This is a genomic window from Shewanella sp. K8 (genome assembly GCF_028823715.1).
Lineage (GTDB): Bacteria > Pseudomonadota > Gammaproteobacteria > Enterobacterales > Shewanellaceae > Shewanella > Shewanella algae.
The window spans coordinates 105195-121609 of sequence record NZ_JAPEHY010000007.1 but is presented as its reverse complement, the minus strand read 5'-3'; the positions used below and the strand labels follow the sequence as shown (position 1 = coordinate 121609).

Annotated in this window: 17 protein-coding genes and 1 other RNA gene; 8 read left to right on the top strand and 10 right to left on the bottom strand. The window is 53.1% G+C overall.

Annotation, left to right across the window (positions count from 1 at the left end):
• Positions 1-2: 2 nt before the first annotated feature.
• The 4 genes from ON072_RS05945 to pspF form a co-directional block, all read right to left on the bottom strand.
• On the bottom strand, positions 3-893 hold the full coding sequence (locus ON072_RS05945; protein ID WP_028780445.1) for an ABC transporter permease subunit: 891 nt from the start codon (positions 891-893) through the stop codon (positions 3-5).
• Positions 880-1911, bottom strand: coding sequence for an ABC transporter permease (locus ON072_RS05940; protein ID WP_025011221.1), 1032 nt, complete (start codon positions 1909-1911; stop codon positions 880-882). The genes ON072_RS05945 and ON072_RS05940 overlap by 14 nt, the downstream gene beginning before the upstream one ends.
• Positions 1911-3515: an ABC transporter substrate-binding protein gene (locus ON072_RS05935; protein WP_257623233.1), complete on the bottom strand. Its 1605-nt coding sequence runs from the start codon at positions 3513-3515 to the stop codon at positions 1911-1913. Before ON072_RS05935 ends, ON072_RS05940 begins: the two co-directional genes overlap by 1 nt.
• A 226-nt stretch (positions 3516-3741) precedes the next feature.
• A complete protein-coding gene (gene pspF / locus ON072_RS05930; protein ID WP_044734746.1) occupies positions 3742-4821 on the bottom strand; it encodes a phage shock protein operon transcriptional activator in 1080 nt (359 codons plus the stop codon).
• A gap of 179 nt (positions 4822-5000) precedes the next feature.
• On the opposite strand from pspF, the gene pspA reads away from it, so the two are divergent.
• The 6 genes from pspA to ON072_RS05900 all read left to right on the top strand — a co-directional run bounded on the left by pspA (position 5001) and on the right by ON072_RS05900 (position 10272).
• On the top strand, positions 5001-5684 hold the full coding sequence (pspA, locus tag ON072_RS05925; RefSeq protein ID WP_025887146.1) for a phage shock protein PspA: 684 nt from the start codon (positions 5001-5003) through the stop codon (positions 5682-5684).
• 20 nt (positions 5685-5704) lie between these two features.
• Positions 5705-5938 carry an envelope stress response membrane protein PspB gene (gene pspB, locus ON072_RS05920; RefSeq protein WP_025011223.1) on the top strand — a complete coding sequence of 78 codons (234 nt, stop codon included), beginning with the start codon at positions 5705-5707 and terminating at the stop codon, positions 5936-5938.
• Entirely contained in the window at positions 5931-6320 is a 390-nt protein-coding gene (gene pspC / locus ON072_RS05915) for an envelope stress response membrane protein PspC (RefSeq protein ID WP_025887147.1), read from the top strand. Before pspB ends, pspC begins: the two co-directional genes overlap by 8 nt.
• A 55-nt stretch (positions 6321-6375) precedes the next feature.
• Positions 6376-7812: a YcjX family protein gene (locus ON072_RS05910; protein ID WP_261752951.1), complete on the top strand. Its 1437-nt coding sequence runs from the start codon at positions 6376-6378 to the stop codon at positions 7810-7812.
• Between the two features lie 3 nt (positions 7813-7815).
• On the top strand, positions 7816-8949 hold the full coding sequence (locus ON072_RS05905) for a TIGR01620 family protein (protein ID WP_144216589.1): 1134 nt from the start codon (positions 7816-7818) through the stop codon (positions 8947-8949).
• A gap of 129 nt (positions 8950-9078) precedes the next feature.
• On the top strand, positions 9079-10272 hold the full coding sequence (locus ON072_RS05900; RefSeq protein ID WP_219012888.1) for a trans-sulfuration enzyme family protein: 1194 nt from the start codon (positions 9079-9081) through the stop codon (positions 10270-10272).
• Between the two features lie 48 nt (positions 10273-10320).
• On the opposite strand, the gene ON072_RS05895 is transcribed toward ON072_RS05900, so the two are convergent.
• Entirely contained in the window at positions 10321-11715 is a 1395-nt protein-coding gene (locus ON072_RS05895; RefSeq protein WP_025887150.1) for a DASS family sodium-coupled anion symporter, read from the bottom strand.
• 376 nt (positions 11716-12091) lie between these two features.
• Here ON072_RS05895 and ON072_RS05890 point away from each other — a divergent pair, with 376 nt between their 5' ends.
• Together ON072_RS05890 and ffs are read left to right on the top strand one after the other, a co-directional pair.
• Positions 12092-12400: a ComEA family DNA-binding protein gene (locus ON072_RS05890; RefSeq protein ID WP_025887151.1), complete on the top strand. Its 309-nt coding sequence runs from the start codon at positions 12092-12094 to the stop codon at positions 12398-12400.
• Positions 12401-12545: 145 nt separating this feature from the next.
• An RNA gene (gene ffs, locus ON072_RS05885) (signal recognition particle sRNA small type) lies at positions 12546-12642 on the top strand.
• 362 nt (positions 12643-13004) lie between these two features.
• Here ffs and ON072_RS05880 read toward each other — a convergent pair.
• The 5 genes from ON072_RS05880 to ON072_RS05860 form a co-directional block, all read right to left on the bottom strand.
• On the bottom strand, positions 13005-13295 hold the full coding sequence (locus ON072_RS05880; protein ID WP_093982738.1) for a late competence development ComFB family protein: 291 nt from the start codon (positions 13293-13295) through the stop codon (positions 13005-13007).
• Positions 13296-13357: 62 nt separating this feature from the next.
• On the bottom strand, positions 13358-14263 hold the full coding sequence (locus ON072_RS05875) for a histone deacetylase family protein (RefSeq protein WP_025011230.1): 906 nt from the start codon (positions 14261-14263) through the stop codon (positions 13358-13360).
• A 3-nt stretch (positions 14264-14266) separates the two neighbouring features.
• Complete coding sequence (locus ON072_RS05870) at positions 14267-14965, bottom strand: DUF2057 domain-containing protein (RefSeq protein WP_025011231.1); 699 nt, start codon at positions 14963-14965, stop codon at positions 14267-14269.
• Positions 14966-14974: 9 nt separating this feature from the next.
• A complete protein-coding gene (locus ON072_RS05865; RefSeq protein WP_025011232.1) occupies positions 14975-15637 on the bottom strand; it encodes a primosomal replication protein in 663 nt (220 codons plus the stop codon).
• A complete protein-coding gene (locus tag ON072_RS05860) occupies positions 15634-16407 on the bottom strand; it encodes a TSUP family transporter (RefSeq protein ID WP_144133734.1) in 774 nt (257 codons plus the stop codon). The genes ON072_RS05865 and ON072_RS05860 overlap by 4 nt, the downstream gene beginning before the upstream one ends.
• Between the last annotated feature and the right edge of the window lie 8 nt (positions 16408-16415).

The window sequence follows — 16415 nt, the reverse complement described above, 5'->3', positions numbered from 1 at the left end:
AATCAGTTTCTGATGGGCGCAAGCGCCGATCTCAGTCCATCGCCGACCAGGTTGACGGCCAACACACTCAGCAGGATAGCGGCTCCCGGAATGGTCACTGTCCAGGGAGCGGTCAGCAGGTTATCCAGGCCCTGGAATACCATGGCACCCCATTCGGATTTGGGCGCCTGGGCACCGAGATTGAGGAAACCCAGCGCGGCGATATCCAAAATGGCCGCCGATATTGCCAGCGTTGTTTGAATAATCACAGTCTCCCAGACATTGGGCATAATCACAAACCAGAATATCTGCAGACCATTGGCGCCATCCAACTTGGCGGCGGTGACATATTCTTTTTGCAACTCTTCATGCACGGCTTGATGTATGGCGCGAACAAACTGAGGCGTGAGCGCGATACCCACGGCCCAGAATACGTTCATCAGCCCGGGGCCCATTACCGCCACCACCAGAATAGCCATCAAGAGTGATGGAATCGACAGTAAGGCATCGAGCAGATGCCCTAGGATACTGGACTTGAGGCCGCGCATCATCCCCGAGAATGAACCTATGATAAAACCCACCAGGAGTGCGGTGGCGACAATCGCCAGTGCCATGCCGAAGGTGTAACTGGTGCCGTGCAGCAGGCGGGAAAAGATATCCCGGCCGAGATCGTCTGTACCGAGAAAGTGCTCAACCGTGCCGAGATCGTCCCAGGATGGTGGCAGTAACAGGGCGTTGGGATCTTGAAAATCGGCCGGGTAAGGGGCAATCATGGGCCCGAACATTGTCAGGATCAGCAGGCAGAGCACGCCCCAGAGCCCAGCAAGCGCAAAAGGATTGGCGGCAAAGGTACGCCAGAGCTTGAGGCTGGGGGATGGAATATCGTCTTCCTGATAAATCTTAATTTGAGGCATAGAGTTCCTTCCTGCTGAGCGGATTGGTGGCTGTGTGCAGCACTTCAATCAGAATACTCAGAAAGATAATCAGCAGCGCTACCGCCAGTGTGCCGCCCTGGATCACAGTGTAATCCCGTTGGTAGATACCTGATACCAGCCAGGAGCCGACCCCGGGCCAGCTGAAGATCACTTCCACCACTATGGCATAGCTGGCAAATGGCCCCAGCATAAGTCCCAGGTGCTTGAGCAGGGGGATCAAGGCATTGGGCAGGGCGTGGCGCAACACGATTTTACCCGTGGGCAGGCCTCTGGCCTCGGCGGCACGGATATAGGTCTGGTTCATCACATTCATCATCGCCGAGCGGGTAATACGTACCACTACGGTAAAGGGCAACACAGACAAGGTCAGCGCCGGCAGGATAATGTGCAAGGCGGCATCCTTAAAGGCGGATAAGCGGTATTGCGAGTCGGACAGCAGGGTATCTATCAGCATAAAACCGGTCACAGGCTTGATCTCATAGAGCAGGTTTATCTGCCCGGAAATTGGCAGCCAACCCAGTCTGACCCCGAACCAGAGCGACAGGGACAGCCCGAGCCAGAATACCGGAATCGAGTAACCTGTCAGTGTCACCGCCATGATGGCGTTTTGGGTCAGTTTCTGTTTACTCAGCGAGGCCAACACCCCCAGCGGCACCCCGAAGATGATGGCAAACAAACCGGATACAGTCGCCAGTTCGAAAGACGCCGGCAGTACCGCCAACAGCTCTTCTGCCACCGGTCTTTGAGAGGTCACAGAAATGCCGAGATCGCCACTGAGTCTCTGCCCCAAGTAGCCAATAAACTGAGAAAAGGAGCCGCCATCGAGATGATAGTCGGCGATGATTTGTGCCTCCTGGGCATCACTCGGGGCCTGGATCCCGGTCAGGGCATAGATGCGGTCCACCGGAAACAAACTGGTGGCGTAGAAGAGTACACAGATAAGGATGAGTGAGGTGGCGACAAAGAGATTAAGCCTGCGCAGCAGATAAGCAGCCATCAGTTTTGCTCCTTGGCGGGCGATGTTTTTTTCTCAACAGCCGGTTTGTTGCCGTGGCCTATGTTGGCAAAGGCGATGCCGCCAAAAGGCGTGAGGCTGGTTTCGGTCACGCTGGCATTTTTCAGTGCCATACGTTTGGCATGAGCCAGGCTCACCAACGGCATATCCTGTGCCAGAATCGCCTCGGCCTGGTGGTACAGCAAACTTCGGCTTTCTCTGTCGGTCACGCTTCTGGCCTGGTTGAGCAGGGCGTCAAACCTGGGGTTACACCAGCGGGAACGGTTGTTGTTGGAGGCGATAGAGCCACAACTGAGCAAGGGGGTAAAGAAGTTATCCGGATCGCTGTTGTCGGCGTTCCAGCCGATGAGTACCGAGTCATAATCACTGCGTGCCAGTTTTTGGGTGAAGACACTCCAATCGTAGTTGACGATATTGACCTTGACACCTATGGTCGCCAAATCGGCCTGGATCAGCTCGGCGGTCTTCAGCGCATTGGGGTTGTATATTCGAGCCACAGGCATAGCCCAGATATCCAGCTCCAGTTTATCTATGCCGGCTTCATCCAACAGCGCTCTGGCTTTGTCAGGGGCATATTCATAACTCTTGGCCGAATCGGAATAGGCCCAGGAGGAGGGCGGCAGAATACCGGTTGCCTCGACGGCTGTGTCCTGATAAACGGCCCTTAGCAGGTTTTGCTTGTCGATGGCGTAGGCCAGCGCCCGTCTGACCCTGACATCATTGAACGGCGGCTTTTGGGTATTGAAGGCCCAATAGGCCACATTCATCCCGGGGCGGCTTTCCAAAACCAGGTTGTCGTGCTGCTCAATAACCGGCAACTCACCGGCCTTGGGCAAGGCCGAGACGCTGCAATCACCGGTGATCAGCTTGGCCAGGCGGGTAGTGCTTCGCGGTGTGATATCGAACACCAGCATTTCAGACTGCGGCATATTGCCCCAGTAACCTGGGTGGCGCCGGTAGCGGATATATTCATTTTTAACGTATTGCACCAGCATAAAGGGGCCTGTTCCTATCGGCTGGTTATCCAACTGCTGCGGGCTGCCTTGGGCAAGAAGCTGATCGGCATACTCTTTGGAGAGGATCACCGCAAAGTCGGTGGCCAGGTTGGAAAGGAATGAGGCATCGGGCTGGGTGAGTTCAAATCTGACTCGATATTCGCCTTGTTTGCTGATGGATTTTATCAGCCCGGCAAAACCTATGCTTTGGAAGAAGGGGTAACCGCCCTGAGCTACCTCATGGAAAGGGTGCTGCTTGTCTATGATGCGATTGAAACTGAACAGCACATCATCTGCATTGAAATGCCGACTGGGGTGAAAGTAGGACAGATCGTGAAACTGGGTACCCTGGCGCAGCTCAAACTCATAACTGAGGCCGTCTTCGCTTATCTGCCACTCGGTTGCCAGTGCCGGAATGATATCACCGCTCTCGGGATCATAATCCACCAGGCGGCTATAAATTTGGTGCGAGGTGGCATCGATTGTGGTTCCCGAGGTCACCAGCTGCGGGTTGAACGACTCGGGATTGCCCTCGGAGCAGTATACCAGGCCGGAGGGCACTTTCTGTTGACCACAGCCGCCAAGCAGCATTGTCAGAGCCAGGCCGGTCAGTATGCTCCCGGTCAGCTTCAGGCGCCGGCATGAGCGGAATAAACGCCCTGCCACAAGATCTCCGTAGAGCTTGCTCCTGGAGACTTGCGCCATTGCATCAGAGTCTTGCCCGGGGCGTAACGTCAGCAGATTCATTGCAAAATCGTTAGTTATTCAGATGTTGACCGAACATTTTAGCAGTGCAGCCGTTACCTGGGCAATCGGCTTATGCCTTATCGAGCAAATTGTATTTTTTCAGTATGCCTCTGAGCTGATGGTAGCTAAGTCCCAGTAGCTCTGCGGTTTTCTTTTGATTGAACTGGCTGGCACTGAGCGCACGTTGAATAAGGTCGGTCTCGAAGTCTTCACAGCACTGTTTGAAGTCCACCGGGAACTGTATCTGGTTTGCCGAAGGTTCCGGGCTATCGCTCGTCGGTGCGGCGGCACTGCTGGCAAGGACTTCATTGCCAACTTCAGCGGTCGCCAGCTGGCGACTATGAGTCTTGACCCGCTTGGTGGGCCGGTAGGGCGAGGCAAAAGGGTCGAGCACTATGTTCTCAATCGGTTCGGGGTTATGACCATGGCGATAGACGCTGCGCTCTATGGCGTTTTTTAGCTCCCGAATATTACCCGGCCAGCTGTGATCCATCATGGTCGCCACGGCTTCGGTGGCAAAACCGGTAAACAGCTCCAGCTTGAGCTGACGCGCCATGCCCACGGCAAAGTATTCGGCCAATGGCAAAATATCTTCCCGGCGGCAGCGCAGCGGCGGCAGGGTGATCACATCGAACGCCAAACGGTCGAGCAGATCGGCTCGAAACTCGCCGGCTTCCGCCAGACTGGGTAAGTCTTCATTGGCGGCGCAGATTAGGCGGACATCGGCATTGAGGGTCTTGCTGCCGCCCACCCTTTCATATTCACCATATTCTATGACCCGCAGCAGCTTCTCCTGAATGAGGCCGGACGTATTGGCCAGCTCATCGAGAAACAGGGTGCCGCCGTCGGCGCGCTCGAAGCGGCCTTCATGACGCCCCTTGGCGCCGGTAAATGCGCCGGACTCATGGCCAAACAGTTCACTTTCCAGTAGATTTTCACTCAGAGAGGAACAATTGAGTTTGATAAAACTCTGATCCCAGCGTTGGGAAAGATAGTGCAGACGTTCGGCGATCAGCTCTTTACCCGTCCCCCGCTCACCTATGATAAGCACAGGTTTGGACAGTGGTGCGATTTGGGAAACGTGCTCCAACACCTCCAACAGGGCATTGGATTGACCGATAAGATTGTCTTGCTGATAGGGATTGGCCACGATAACAGTTAGTCTTTAACGCTAATAATTGGTGAAAATCATAATATGCGGGTAGGTTAAATAAATAAAGAGAAAGTTAAAATTTATATTAACCTATTGATTTTAAATGGTGTTTAAAAGTTGGCACGGGATCTGTATTACAAGAGCCGAGACCCACAATAAATGTAGAGGACAGGATTATGGGAATTTTCACACGTTTTGCCGACATCATTAATGCCAACATCAGTGCCTTGCTGGACAAGGCGGAAGATCCGGAAAAAATGGTGCGCCTGATCATTCAGGAAATGGAAGATACCCTGGTTGAAGTGCGTTCTACTTCGGCTAAAGTATTGGCAGAGAAGAAAGAGTTGCTCCGCCGTATTGGCAAAGTGCAGCTTCAGGTGCAGGATTGGCAGGAAAAGGCCGAACTGGCACTGACCAAAGACAGGGAAGACCTGGCCAAGGCCGCGCTGGTTGAAAAGCAAAAAGCCGCTACCCTGGCGCAGACTCTGGAGCAAGAGCTCGAGGTAGTTGAAGAGCATATTGCCCGCCTGAAAGAGGAAGTGGGTCAACTGCAGGAAAAGCTGGCCGATGCCAAGGCACGCCAGAAGACTATCATAATGCGCAAGCAAACCGCTTCTTCACGCCTGGAAGTGAAAAAGCAGCTGGATTCCAGCAAAATTGACAACGCCATGCTCAAGTTTGAACAGTATGAGCGTCGCATCGAAGGGCTGGAAGCTGAAGTTGAGTCCTATGATCTGGGTGGCAAAAAGTCCAGTCTGGAAGAGGAATTTGCGGCACTCAAGGCCGAAGACTCTGTCAGCGCCGAGCTGGAAGCCTTGAAGGCCAAGGTGAAAGGCGATAGCGCCAAAACCAAAAAATAATACAGACTCAGAGGTGATTTATGGATATGGACTTACTGCTGGCACCCCTGATTATCTTCATGATCTTTGTGGCGCCAATCTGGTTGATTCTGCATTACCGCAGTAAACGTCAGGTGAGCCAGGGGCTTACCGAAGCAGAGTTCAAACAGCTTAACGACTTGATAGACACAGCTGACAAGATGGGCCAAAGGATTGAAACGCTGGAAGCCATCCTGGATGCCGAGTCCCCGGAATGGAGGCAACGTCATGACTGAATCAGGCAAGCGTACTCTTTACCGCATTCCCCAGCAAAGGAAGATAGCCGGGGTCTGTGCCGGGGTAGCCGAGTACTTTAATCTGGAACCTTGGTTGGTTCGGGTGGTGGCAGCTTCCATCTTCCTGCTCGGTGGCTCAGGCATAGTGGTTATCATCTATTTGCTGCTGTGGATGATACTGGATGTCAAACCTTGGACAGCCAAAGACACCCATAAGGACATTGGGGTCAAGAAAAAGGTCTGGCAAGCCGGGGAGCCCGCCAAACAGGCGCTCAGAGATGTAAGCAATCGCTTTCAATCACTGGAGCATAGGCTTAGGGCACTCGAACAACATGTCACCTCTGAGCAGTTCGAGTTGAAAAGACAGATCAATAACCTATAAATCCTTGTTCAAAGGGGCGGTGCTTACCGCCCCGTTTGTTTGTATCAGGAGAATTATGGCAAGCGTCAGGCAAAAGTTCGGCAAACTCAAACACAAAACCCGCGAGTTGGCACAGCGCACCACAGATAGGCATCTTAGGTTGGCGGTTACCGGCCTTTCCGGCGCCGGCAAGACGGCCTTCATTACCGCGCTGGTGGATCGACTGCTGCGCGCCGGCACTGAGGCTGATGGCAGTGGCTTACCCCTATTTCAGGTGTGCCGCGACGGACGTTTACTCGGGGTAAGGCGGGAGCTGCAGCCGGATTTGACCATAGCCAGTTTTGACTTTGATGCTGCAATTGCCAGCTTGACCGCAGCCAAGCCCAGTTGGCCGGCATCGACCCGCAGTATCAGTGAGCTGCGGCTGACGCTCAAATATGTGCCTACCAAAGGGATGCTGGCAAAACTGGCCGACAGCGCCAAACTGCATCTCGACATAGTCGATTATCCCGGGGAGTGGCTGCTGGACTTACCCATGTTGAGCCAGGACTTTAACCGCTGGTCCGAAACCCGCTTTGCCCGGCAATCAATCCTGGAATCCTCGCCTCTCTATCCTAAGTTTGCTGCGGCGCTGGCGGCGCTGGATTTGTACGCCGATGCCGACGATCAGGCGCTGGCCGCCATTGCCGAAAGTTATCGGTTATTGCTGCTGGATCTGGTGCAACAACAGGGGGTTTATCAAGCCCAGCCGGGGCGAATGTTGCTTCCCGGAGAGCTGGCCGGTACGCCAATTTTGGCTTTTTTCCCCCTGTTACCCGAGCAACTCCAAGATAAGCAGCAACTGGCATCGGCCGGACGTCGCAGCAATTATCAGGTGCTCAGGCACAGATATCTGCAATATCTGGCCAAAGTGGTCAAGCCCTTCTATCAGGAGTATTTTGCCGGTTTCGACCGTCAGTTAATTCTGGTGGATTGCTTCAGCGCCCTTAATCGTGGCAAGGCGCAGTTTGAAGATATGGCCGAAGCACTCAATGCCATTTGTGCCAGCTTCCAGTATGGCCAGTCCAGTCTGTTGCGACGTCTGTTTGCCCCCAGAATAGATACTCTGCTGTTTGCCGCCAGTAAAGTCGATCAGGTGACCCGGGATCAGCAGGGCAATGTGTTGTCACTGCTCAGCGCCATGTTGGCGCCCAGTCGGCAACAGGCCGGATTTGCCGGCAGTCGGGTGGAAACCATGGCCATCAGCGCCATCAAGGCGACCCGTCACGGTATGGTCAAAGATGCCGATGGCGTGGAGGTGGAAGTGGTCTGTGGCCGACGCATGAGCGATGGCCAGAAGGTGACCCTGTATCCGGGTGAGGTGCCCAGAGCCTTGCCTGAGCAAGCGTTTTGGCAAAGGCAGGGATTTCATTTCTGTGAGTTTGCGCCGCCCGACAGCCAACCAGAACTAGGCTATGAACATATCCGGCTCGATCATCTGCTGGAGTTTCTTTTGGGCGACAAGTTGAGGTAAGTCGTGGCAAAACACAGTTCAGAAAAGCATGTTGATAATGCTGCCGGCAATGGCAGTCACGCTGATGAAGCGCAACCCACAGAGTTGGCGCCGCAGAGAATTTTCAGTCATCAGCCGGAATCCGCCGCCGAATTGGCCGCGGCCAAGGATTTCCAAGGCGATGACTTTGTTGAATACCCCACAGAAGCCGAACTGGAACAAGTGCTGAGTGCACAGCCCAAGGCGGATGAACTCATCTCCCTCAAGCCCAAACGCTGGTCCTGGTTGGCGCGCTTGGCTCTGTTGGGCGTGATGGCGGCGGTCGTAGTGCAGACACTGCTCGGTCTTGTCGATGCCTGGCGCGACAGCCCTTGGCTGTTTGGTTTTTACAGCCTGGTGCTCGCTTTGGTGCTGGCCTGGGTAGGTAAGCTTTGTTTCGGGGAATGGCGCAAACTCAAACGCCTGCGCCAGGTGGAAGATACCCAGCAAACCGGGCAACGCCTGCTCGGCAGTATGCAGATGGGCGAAGCGCGCGATTTTATCTATGGTATTTGCAAGCAGATGCCCAAGGGGCCAGAGCAGGACAGGCTGCAGACGCTGCTGAATCCGGAGCAGAATGATGCCGAGCAGTTGCAGCTGTTTGATCAGGTAGTGCTGACCGAGCGCGACAAGGTTGGTATGAAGCTGGTGCGCCGTTATGCGGCCGAATCGGCCCTATTGCTGGCGGCCAGCCCGCTGGCGGTCCTGGATATGGCGCTGATCCTCTGGCGTAATCAGAAGATGATCCAGGATATCGCTCGCTGTTATGGGGTAGAGCTGGGTTATTGGAGCCGTATTCGGCTGATCCGCGGGATCCTGGTCAATATTCTCTATGCCGGCACCACAGAGCTTGCCACCGACTTGGGTACCCAATTGCTGTCGGTAGAGATGTCCGGCAAGCTTTCGGCGCGGCTTGGTCAGGGGCTGGGGGGCGGTTTGTTGACGGCGAGACTTGGCTATCAGGCGATGGCGCTTTGTCGGCCGCTGGCATTTTCCAGTGCCAGCAAGCCCAAACTGTCGCGGATCCACAAAGAACTACTATTGGAACTGAAGGATTTTTCCGCCTCAGTGCTGGCCAGAAAAACTGAACGTAACAAAGATTTTACAACCAAGGAGTAATGATTTTTGCTTGCCGATTTGGGCAAGTCTTGCTGACTCAGTATGTTGGTGCCAGGACAACTGAATCATCCCGGGCGATAAGCCGAATAACAATATAAGGGATGGGCGGACTGACATGGGGAGTTAAGCATGCAACACAAGCAGCCAAAAGCACTGCACTCAGCCACACTGGCTATTCATGGTGGCCACTCGGGCGAGTCTTCCGGGGCATTGGTGTCGCCTTTATATCAGAGTGCCACCTTCTGTTTTGATACAGCCCAAAGCGGTGGTCGCCGCTTTGCCGGTGAAGAAGAGGGCTATATCTATACCCGCTTGGGTAACCCGACGGTTGCCGAGCTTGAGCGGCGTCTGGCGCTGCTTGAAGGCGCTGAAGCAGCAGCTGCTGCCGCGTCCGGCATGGGCGCGGTATCGGCGGCCTTGCTGGCATACTTGAGCTGTGGCGACCACCTGCTGGCTTCCTCGGCCGTCTATGGCTGTACTTTTTCATTAATGACAGAGCAGTTTGCCCGCTTCGGTATTGAGGTGTCTCTGGTGGATTTTGCCGATCTCGCGGCCGTCGAGGCGGCTATACGCCCCAACACTCGGGTGATTTTTTGCGAAACCCCGGTGAACCCGCATCTGGCCGTGTATGATCTCCGCGCCATAGCCGCTATCGCCAAGCGCCATCAACTGACCAGCATAGTGGACAACACCTTTATGACACCGTTGCTGCAGCAGCCACTGCAGTTGGGAATCGATCTTGTGGTTCACAGCGCCACCAAGTATCTCAATGGCCACGGCGATGTTATTGCCGGTATCATCTGTGGCTCACAGGCGGCGATAACGGCCATCAAGCAACAACAACTAAAAGATATTGGCGCCGTGCTATCACCTTTCGATGCCTGGTTGATTTTGCGAGGCCTGAAAACCCTCTCGGTACGACTCGAACGTCATTGCGATAACGCCGAGCGCCTGGCGCAGTATCTCGAATCCCATAAAGCCGTGGCCAAGGTACATTATCCCGGGTTGGTTTCCCATCCGGGCCATCAGTTTATCGGCTCGCAGATGCGCAGGGCCGGTGGGGTGTTGGCGTTTGAGCTGAAGGCCGATTTGGAGCAGTCCATGGCTTTTGTCAATCGACTGGGATTGTTCAAAATTGCCGTGAGTCTGGGGGATTGTGAGTCGCTTATTCAGCACCCGGCGTCCATGACCCATTCACCCTATACCCAAGAGGCGCGTCTTAAAGCCGGCATAGGCGACAGCCTGCTGCGAATATCGGCCGGGCTTGAGGATGTGGATGACCTGATAGCCGATCTGGAGCAGGCACTGACAGTGATCAGTTAAAAGAGACAAGGCGAGCATGGCTCGCCTTGTTTTTCGGGCTTAAGAGAATCAAATGCCCCAGAAGGTGTGGGCTATGATATAGAGCACCAACATACTGATGAAGTTGATGATAATACCGGCACGCATCATTTCAGACTGCTTTATGTAGCCTGAGCCGTAGACTATGGCGTTAGGTGGCGTGGCCACCGGCAGCATAAAGGCGCAGGATGCCGAAATACCTATGAGCACCGACAACATTACGGGCGATAGCCCCAATGCTTCGGCGATAGCGGCAAACACAGGTACCAGCAAGGCGGCACTGGCGGTGTTACTGGCAAACTCGGTCAGCATCACCACAAAGAAAATGACCGCAAACACGAACAGCGACATATGGGTACTGCCGAAGATGTCTGTCATCCAGTGGGCCAGGAAGACGCTGGTACCCGTGGCTTTCAGTACGGCACTCAGGGTCAGACCGCCGCCGAACAGTATCAGCACACCCCAGTCGGTGGTTTTTTCTATTTTCTTCCAACCAACCAAGCCAAGCCCTGCCAGCAAAACCACTGCAGAAAGAGCGACTATGGTGTCAAACTGGCTGATACCGCCAAGGGCAGCCGATAGAGGCTGACTGAAGATCCAGCAGCAAACTGTGGCCAGGAAAATAAGCAGAGTCAGTTTTCCCTGGAAACTCAGTTTTTGATCTTCGATATCCAGTTTACATTCCACCGACAGATCCGGTTTGAAATACAGATAAAGGGCGATAAGCATGGTTGGCAACATCAAAGCCACGGTCAAGAGGCCAAACTCCAGCCAGTCGCTGAAGCTCAAGCCGGCCTGGGCAGCGGCGATGGCGTTTGGCGGACTACCTACCAGAGTGCCTATGCCACCAATGTTGGCCGAGTAAGCGATACCCAGCAGCATAAAGACATAGGTGTTGTGCTGGCTCTCTTTATCCAGTTGCTGCAAGATCCCCAGTGCCAGAGGCAACATCATGGCCGCGGTGGCCGTGTTGCTGATCCACATAGACAGCAATGCGGTTACCCCAAACAACATCATACAGGCGATGCTGAGTTTACCTTTGGAAGCCAGCAGCACCTTTTGGGCGATAAGGGTATCGATTTTTTGATGGTGCAGGGCAGCAGCCAATACAAAGCCACCAAAAAACAAATAGATAATTGGATTGGCAAAGTTGCTCATGGCAGCTTTGGTTTCAAACACACCGAAAAATACCGCCAGAACCGGAATGAGTATCGCCGTGATACTCAGATGAATGGCTTCAGTAAGCCAGAGCACAGCGGCAAATACCAAGATAGACAGACCGGTATTTACCCCGGGTTCAAAAGGTAAAAAGCTGTGCAATAGAAAAAGCAGCAGGATATCTGCAGCCAAGATCAACATGTTACGTTGTTGGGTGCTCTTCTCTGTCTGCGAAGGGGGTAAGCTTTCCGTTTGTTCTAAAGACATTCTCAACTTCCTCGTCTTGTTTTTATGGCAAGCAATTTAGGGCATAGCTCACATTTGGCAAAGGGCTTTCTTGGGTAAGTTAACTACCATGCCCACTACATTTGCATGAGGAATCTATCACGAAAGCGGCAAATATGAGAGTTGCATCACCCTAAATTGATCGCCTTTGAGCGTTTTTTTGTTTCAAACGGTTAACTAAGGAGCACAGCCTTTACTTTGTTGAAAGAGAATGAAAGTTTAAAACGGTGACATTGGTCACATTAACTTATTGTACTAATGTCTAGTTGCAATAATTTGGCAATATTCGTGCGCTGGTCTACATTTCTTTAAGGCCAAGGAAAGGGATACCGGCCTTAACAAATGACAGGAGTCTTATATGAAAACACCATTCTATGCTTTGCTACTTGCAGCCACCCTGAGTTCTCCCCTATACGCCGGAGAGCCCACTAAAGACAAAACCCCACAAACGCCGCAAGCCAGCCAAGCGCAGGTTCATAAAATCAACATTAATACCGCTTCGGAATCGGAGCTGCAGTTACTGAAAGGGATAGGTGAGGCCAAGGCCAAAGCGATTGTTGAATATCGCAGCAGCCAAGGCAAATTCAAATCCATTGATGAGTTGACCCAAGTCACGGGTATCGGCGCTAAACTGGTCGAGCAGAATAAACATCTATTGGTACTTTGAAGGGCAGAGATAAACACAAGTTTTTGTTTATCTTATGTTCACTTGAATGCCACAGAGGGCAAACCTTAGTAATTTCCCTTGATCCCGGCGGGGCCATGATGGATAATCCCCGGCGTTGCAGCAAGGCTGCAAATCTGTGGTGACCCCAGGGTCCCCCCGCAATGATAACTTGTGAACCCGGCCAGGCCCGGAAGGGAGCAACCGTAGCAAGTGACTCATGTGCCGGGGTGTGGCTCTGGGGGAACCTCCAATTCCAAACCTTTTCAAATAGTTAGCGCTGAAAGTACCTAAGGGGTCCACAAGGTGGTCCACTTTGAGTCTAGCTAAAGCCGATTTCCATCCCTATCTCTGTTACTCCTGACAAGATATTTGATGCGCCAGAAGCGCGGCCCCTCTATAGCGAAGAAGCACCAATGGCTACCATTAACACTTTTGTTTGGTATAAACAGCTGGCTACATGGACTGCGATGGCTTGGCTACCACCTCATTAAGGCCAAAACAAGACAGCCAAGAAGTAAAAGAATAGCAGCAGAGCGGTGACTTTATTTCCGCAGGTGAGGCTTAAACCCAGAGTTATCCGTGTTTCTTGATAACTGGGCCTGTGCTACCCCTGCGCTTGCTGATCGGTTTCCAGTTTCGGGGGCAGTTTGGATTTCAAAAACGCCCGTGATTTCTCTAATGCCTGGTAGATTTCGTTGCGCATTCTATCTTGCTCTTGATAGTCACCGTAGAAATAGGTGTCTACCAAATGGTGAATGTAGCGCACTGGTAGTTGATTGAGCGTGATACAAGCCAGATCGGCCACATAGTCGACCGGCAGCTCGTCCATTAATCCCTCTTCAGCGAGGATTTCCATTAACATCACTTCGTAGTAGTTGCGGATCTCTAACTGCATAGGTGACGCTCCCCAAAGTTTTGCTGCATTACGCTTGGTTTATAGCATTTGGTTTGTAGCCTTTAGCGATATAGCATAGCAGCGGCATGAAATAACTGACTGTGTCTGAGTGTTAATTGTAGAGGGTCTTTGCAGTATCCGCCTCCCGTGACACAGGCTATTGGTATTGCAGCGTCTCTGGCATGACGCAATACGCTCATATCCCGCCGGAATATGCCCTCAAGGCTGAGCTGCAGCAAGCCGAGTTCATCTTCAGCATGCACATCGACTCCGGCGTCATAAAGAATGAGATCCGGTCTATGAGTCAAGATCAGCAAAGGCAGTATCTGCTCCAGCGTTGAGAGGTACTCGTCATCACCAGCGCCTTTTTCAAGCTCGATATCATAGTGAGAGTCTGCTTTACGGGCGGGGAAGTTTTGCCGGCAGTGTATTGAGCAACTGATGATATTCGCATCGCCGACTGTCATGGTGGCTGTACCATCGCCTTGATGGACATCGCAGTCGACAATCAGAACCTTGTCCGCCAGTCCTTGGTTTATCATGCGTCTGGCACTATAGACCAGATCGTTGAAAATACAGTAACCGCTGCCAAAGTCCTGGTGAGCGTGATGGTAACCGCCGCTGATATGCAGCGCTATGCCGTGCTCGAACGCTTTTCGCGCCGCAAGCTCGGTACCGGCGACTGAGTGCAGTGTCCGCGTCAGTAGATGTTCGCTCCAGGGAAAACCTATGCGGCGCATCGCCTTGGGATCCAGTCGATTGTGAATAAACCCGGCAACATATTGAGGGCAATGCACAGAAGCTAGGGCAGTTTGGTTTGCAGGCTTTGGAGAACAGAGGCTGAATTGCCCGGAAAATGGAGTTTGGCACAGGTACTCAAACAGGCGTTGATATTTGCTGATGGGAAATCTGTGCCGGGATGGTAACGCCAGCCTGGAATAGCTGGCGTGATATACCAAAGGGATCATCTATCAGAGCTGTTTGATGGCCCAGCTCATGAACTCTTTGCGAGTCGCTTCATCGGCCTGTAACCACCAGTACTGCAGCATTTGCTGAGCGTGGGCGGCACTGTCACCATTTTGGCCGGCAGCTTGAGGAGCATTGCTTGGCATTGTCATGGCGCTGACGGGTGATGGTTTGGATACAGGTGCTACCGGTTGACTGGCTGCCATGTTGCCTGCGGTTACGGCTGCGGCAGCGGTTTCAACATCAGGGCCATTGTTGCCGCTGAACAGTTGTGACAGGAACGAGGTTTCTTTCAGCTGAGTCAGTTCCACCTGGTAGTTGACCTGGCCCTTATCGGCGCGGGTAATGACGACCTGAGGGGTTTTGGCAAACTCTTTGGGCTTCTTGACGTAGTCACCATCGGCAGGCTTGAGGATGTACTCGTTGTCGCCTTCGGCTTTCAGGGTCAGAATGAAAGGAGAAGACTTAACGAAGCTCTGACTGTCGGAAAACTCGTCATCGATCATGTCATGATAACGAATGGCAATCTTGTGGACACCTTCGGACAGTGCCAGCTCAGATTTGTGGTTGAAGTTGCTGGTTTCAATTTCCTTGCCATCCAGTGCCAGATACTCAAAAGACATAGGGATGGTCAGATTGGCCGCAAATACCGAGGAAGTGCTGAGCAGGGCCAGTAGGGCCGAGGCGGTCAAGCGTAGTTTCATTGTTGCTCCTTAACGATTGTAACTCTGATGCGGACGTTCAAATGCCTGAATGCGATCTTCAATATAGCTGATCGCCTGCCTGCACTTACCGAGGCGGCGATGCATCAAAAGGATGTCATTCTGGACGGGGATTTTGTCAGTACTATGACAGTTTTCAAGCTTTGATTGCAATTGTTCAATCTTTTGTTCTATTTTTTTGGCCCAGTTCAGATGTTTGTTCAGCTCTTCGTACAATTGATGGCTGTTTTGCATAACACCTGCGGCTATCCAGCCAAAACCACTTTCCTGATGCCGGCGGCCCTGACGTTGTTGGTAGCTTTGCCGTTTACTGGCCTGCTGCAGCTTCTGGATCCTGGCGTTGAGACCTGTGGTTCCCAAGGCCCGTTTCAGGGCGACAAACCTGTCCTGAATACGTTCGCAGCTTAAGGCGATAGTGTGTTGGGCCAACTGATGGCGTAACTGTTTTTCCAGCTGGTCTATGCTCTTGTGCAGCTGTTCCACGCAGGGATAGAGTTGGGCACCATGCTGAATAAACAGTTCGCTGTTGAAGCGTTCTGTATCCTGCAGCAGTTTGCGCTGCGCCGGTGGCAAAGAGGCATCATGTTGCAGCACTTCCTGCTCCAACTGCCTGAGTTGTTCCCGCAGGCGTTGTACCAGTTGGTTGGTGTTCAAAACCAGGCACTCCAGGCTAGATTGGCGGCGATAAGCACCACGATAGCAATAAAGAGTGGCCTGATAAACGGCATTCCAAAGCGGATAGCCGAGTGGGCGCCGATATAAGAACCCAGCATCATACACAAGCCCATCACCACACCTACCAAAAGGTGCACCTTACCTAGCAGCAGGAAAATCATCAATGCCGTGATGTTGCTGACAAAAGTCATCGCTCTGGCCAAGGCGCTGCTGTGCAGGAAGGGCAGGCGGTAAAGGGCGGTCGAGCTGACTGCCCAAAAGGCGCCAATGCCTGGGCCGGCAAAGCCGTCATAGGCGCCAAGCCCCAGCCCCTGAAGTATCTGTTTACATTTCGCCGGCGTTTCGGTGACGGGTTTACACTGGCTGCAGCCCATGGCTCCGGGTGAAAACAGCGAATAGAGCGCGATGGCGATAATAAGCAATGGCAGAATTTTTTCCAGCCAACGGGTATCGATGAGATAAACGGCAATACTGCCGATAACGGCGCCTACGGCGGTGGCAATAAAGGCGAACAGCCAGAACTTTGGCGTCAGCAACTGCTTGCGGTAGTAGGTAAATGCCGCCATGGAAGAGCCGAAGCAGGCCGCCAGTTTATTGGTCCCCAGTGCCAGATGAGGCGGCATGCCCACGGTCAGCAAGGCGGGAATGGACAGCAGGCCGCCGCCACCGACTACGGCATCAATAAATCCGGCCAGCAGGCCGACTGCGGCCAATATGGCCCAGCTGCTGGGTTCGAGCAGAATATCCACTTTACATC

Coding starts and splice junctions, on each gene's coding strand:
- ON072_RS05870 (WP_025011231.1), bottom strand. CDS start 14,965: ATGAAACTACGCTTGACCGCCTCGGCCCTACTGGCCCTGCTCAGCACT.
- ON072_RS05940 (WP_025011221.1), bottom strand. CDS start 1,911: ATGGCTGCTTATCTGCTGCGCAGGCTTAATCTCTTTGTCGCCACCTCA.
- ON072_RS05880 (WP_093982738.1), bottom strand. CDS start 13,295: ATGCAGTTAGAGATCCGCAACTACTACGAAGTGATGTTAATGGAAATC.
- ON072_RS05900 (WP_219012888.1), top strand. CDS start 9,079: ATGCAACACAAGCAGCCAAAAGCACTGCACTCAGCCACACTGGCTATT.
- pspB (WP_025011223.1), top strand. CDS start 5,705: ATGGATATGGACTTACTGCTGGCACCCCTGATTATCTTCATGATCTTT.
- ON072_RS05935 (WP_257623233.1), bottom strand. CDS start 3,515: ATGCTGCTTGGCGGCTGTGGTCAACAGAAAGTGCCCTCCGGCCTGGTA.
- ON072_RS05945 (WP_028780445.1), bottom strand. CDS start 893: ATGCCTCAAATTAAGATTTATCAGGAAGACGATATTCCATCCCCCAGC.
- pspC (WP_025887147.1), top strand. CDS start 5,931: ATGACTGAATCAGGCAAGCGTACTCTTTACCGCATTCCCCAGCAAAGG.
- ON072_RS05895 (WP_025887150.1), bottom strand. CDS start 11,715: ATGTCTTTAGAACAAACGGAAAGCTTACCCCCTTCGCAGACAGAGAAG.
- ON072_RS05890 (WP_025887151.1), top strand. CDS start 12,092: ATGAAAACACCATTCTATGCTTTGCTACTTGCAGCCACCCTGAGTTCT.
- pspA (WP_025887146.1), top strand. CDS start 5,001: ATGGGAATTTTCACACGTTTTGCCGACATCATTAATGCCAACATCAGT.
- ON072_RS05910 (WP_261752951.1), top strand. CDS start 6,376: ATGGCAAGCGTCAGGCAAAAGTTCGGCAAACTCAAACACAAAACCCGC.
- ON072_RS05875 (WP_025011230.1), bottom strand. CDS start 14,263: ATGATCCCTTTGGTATATCACGCCAGCTATTCCAGGCTGGCGTTACCA.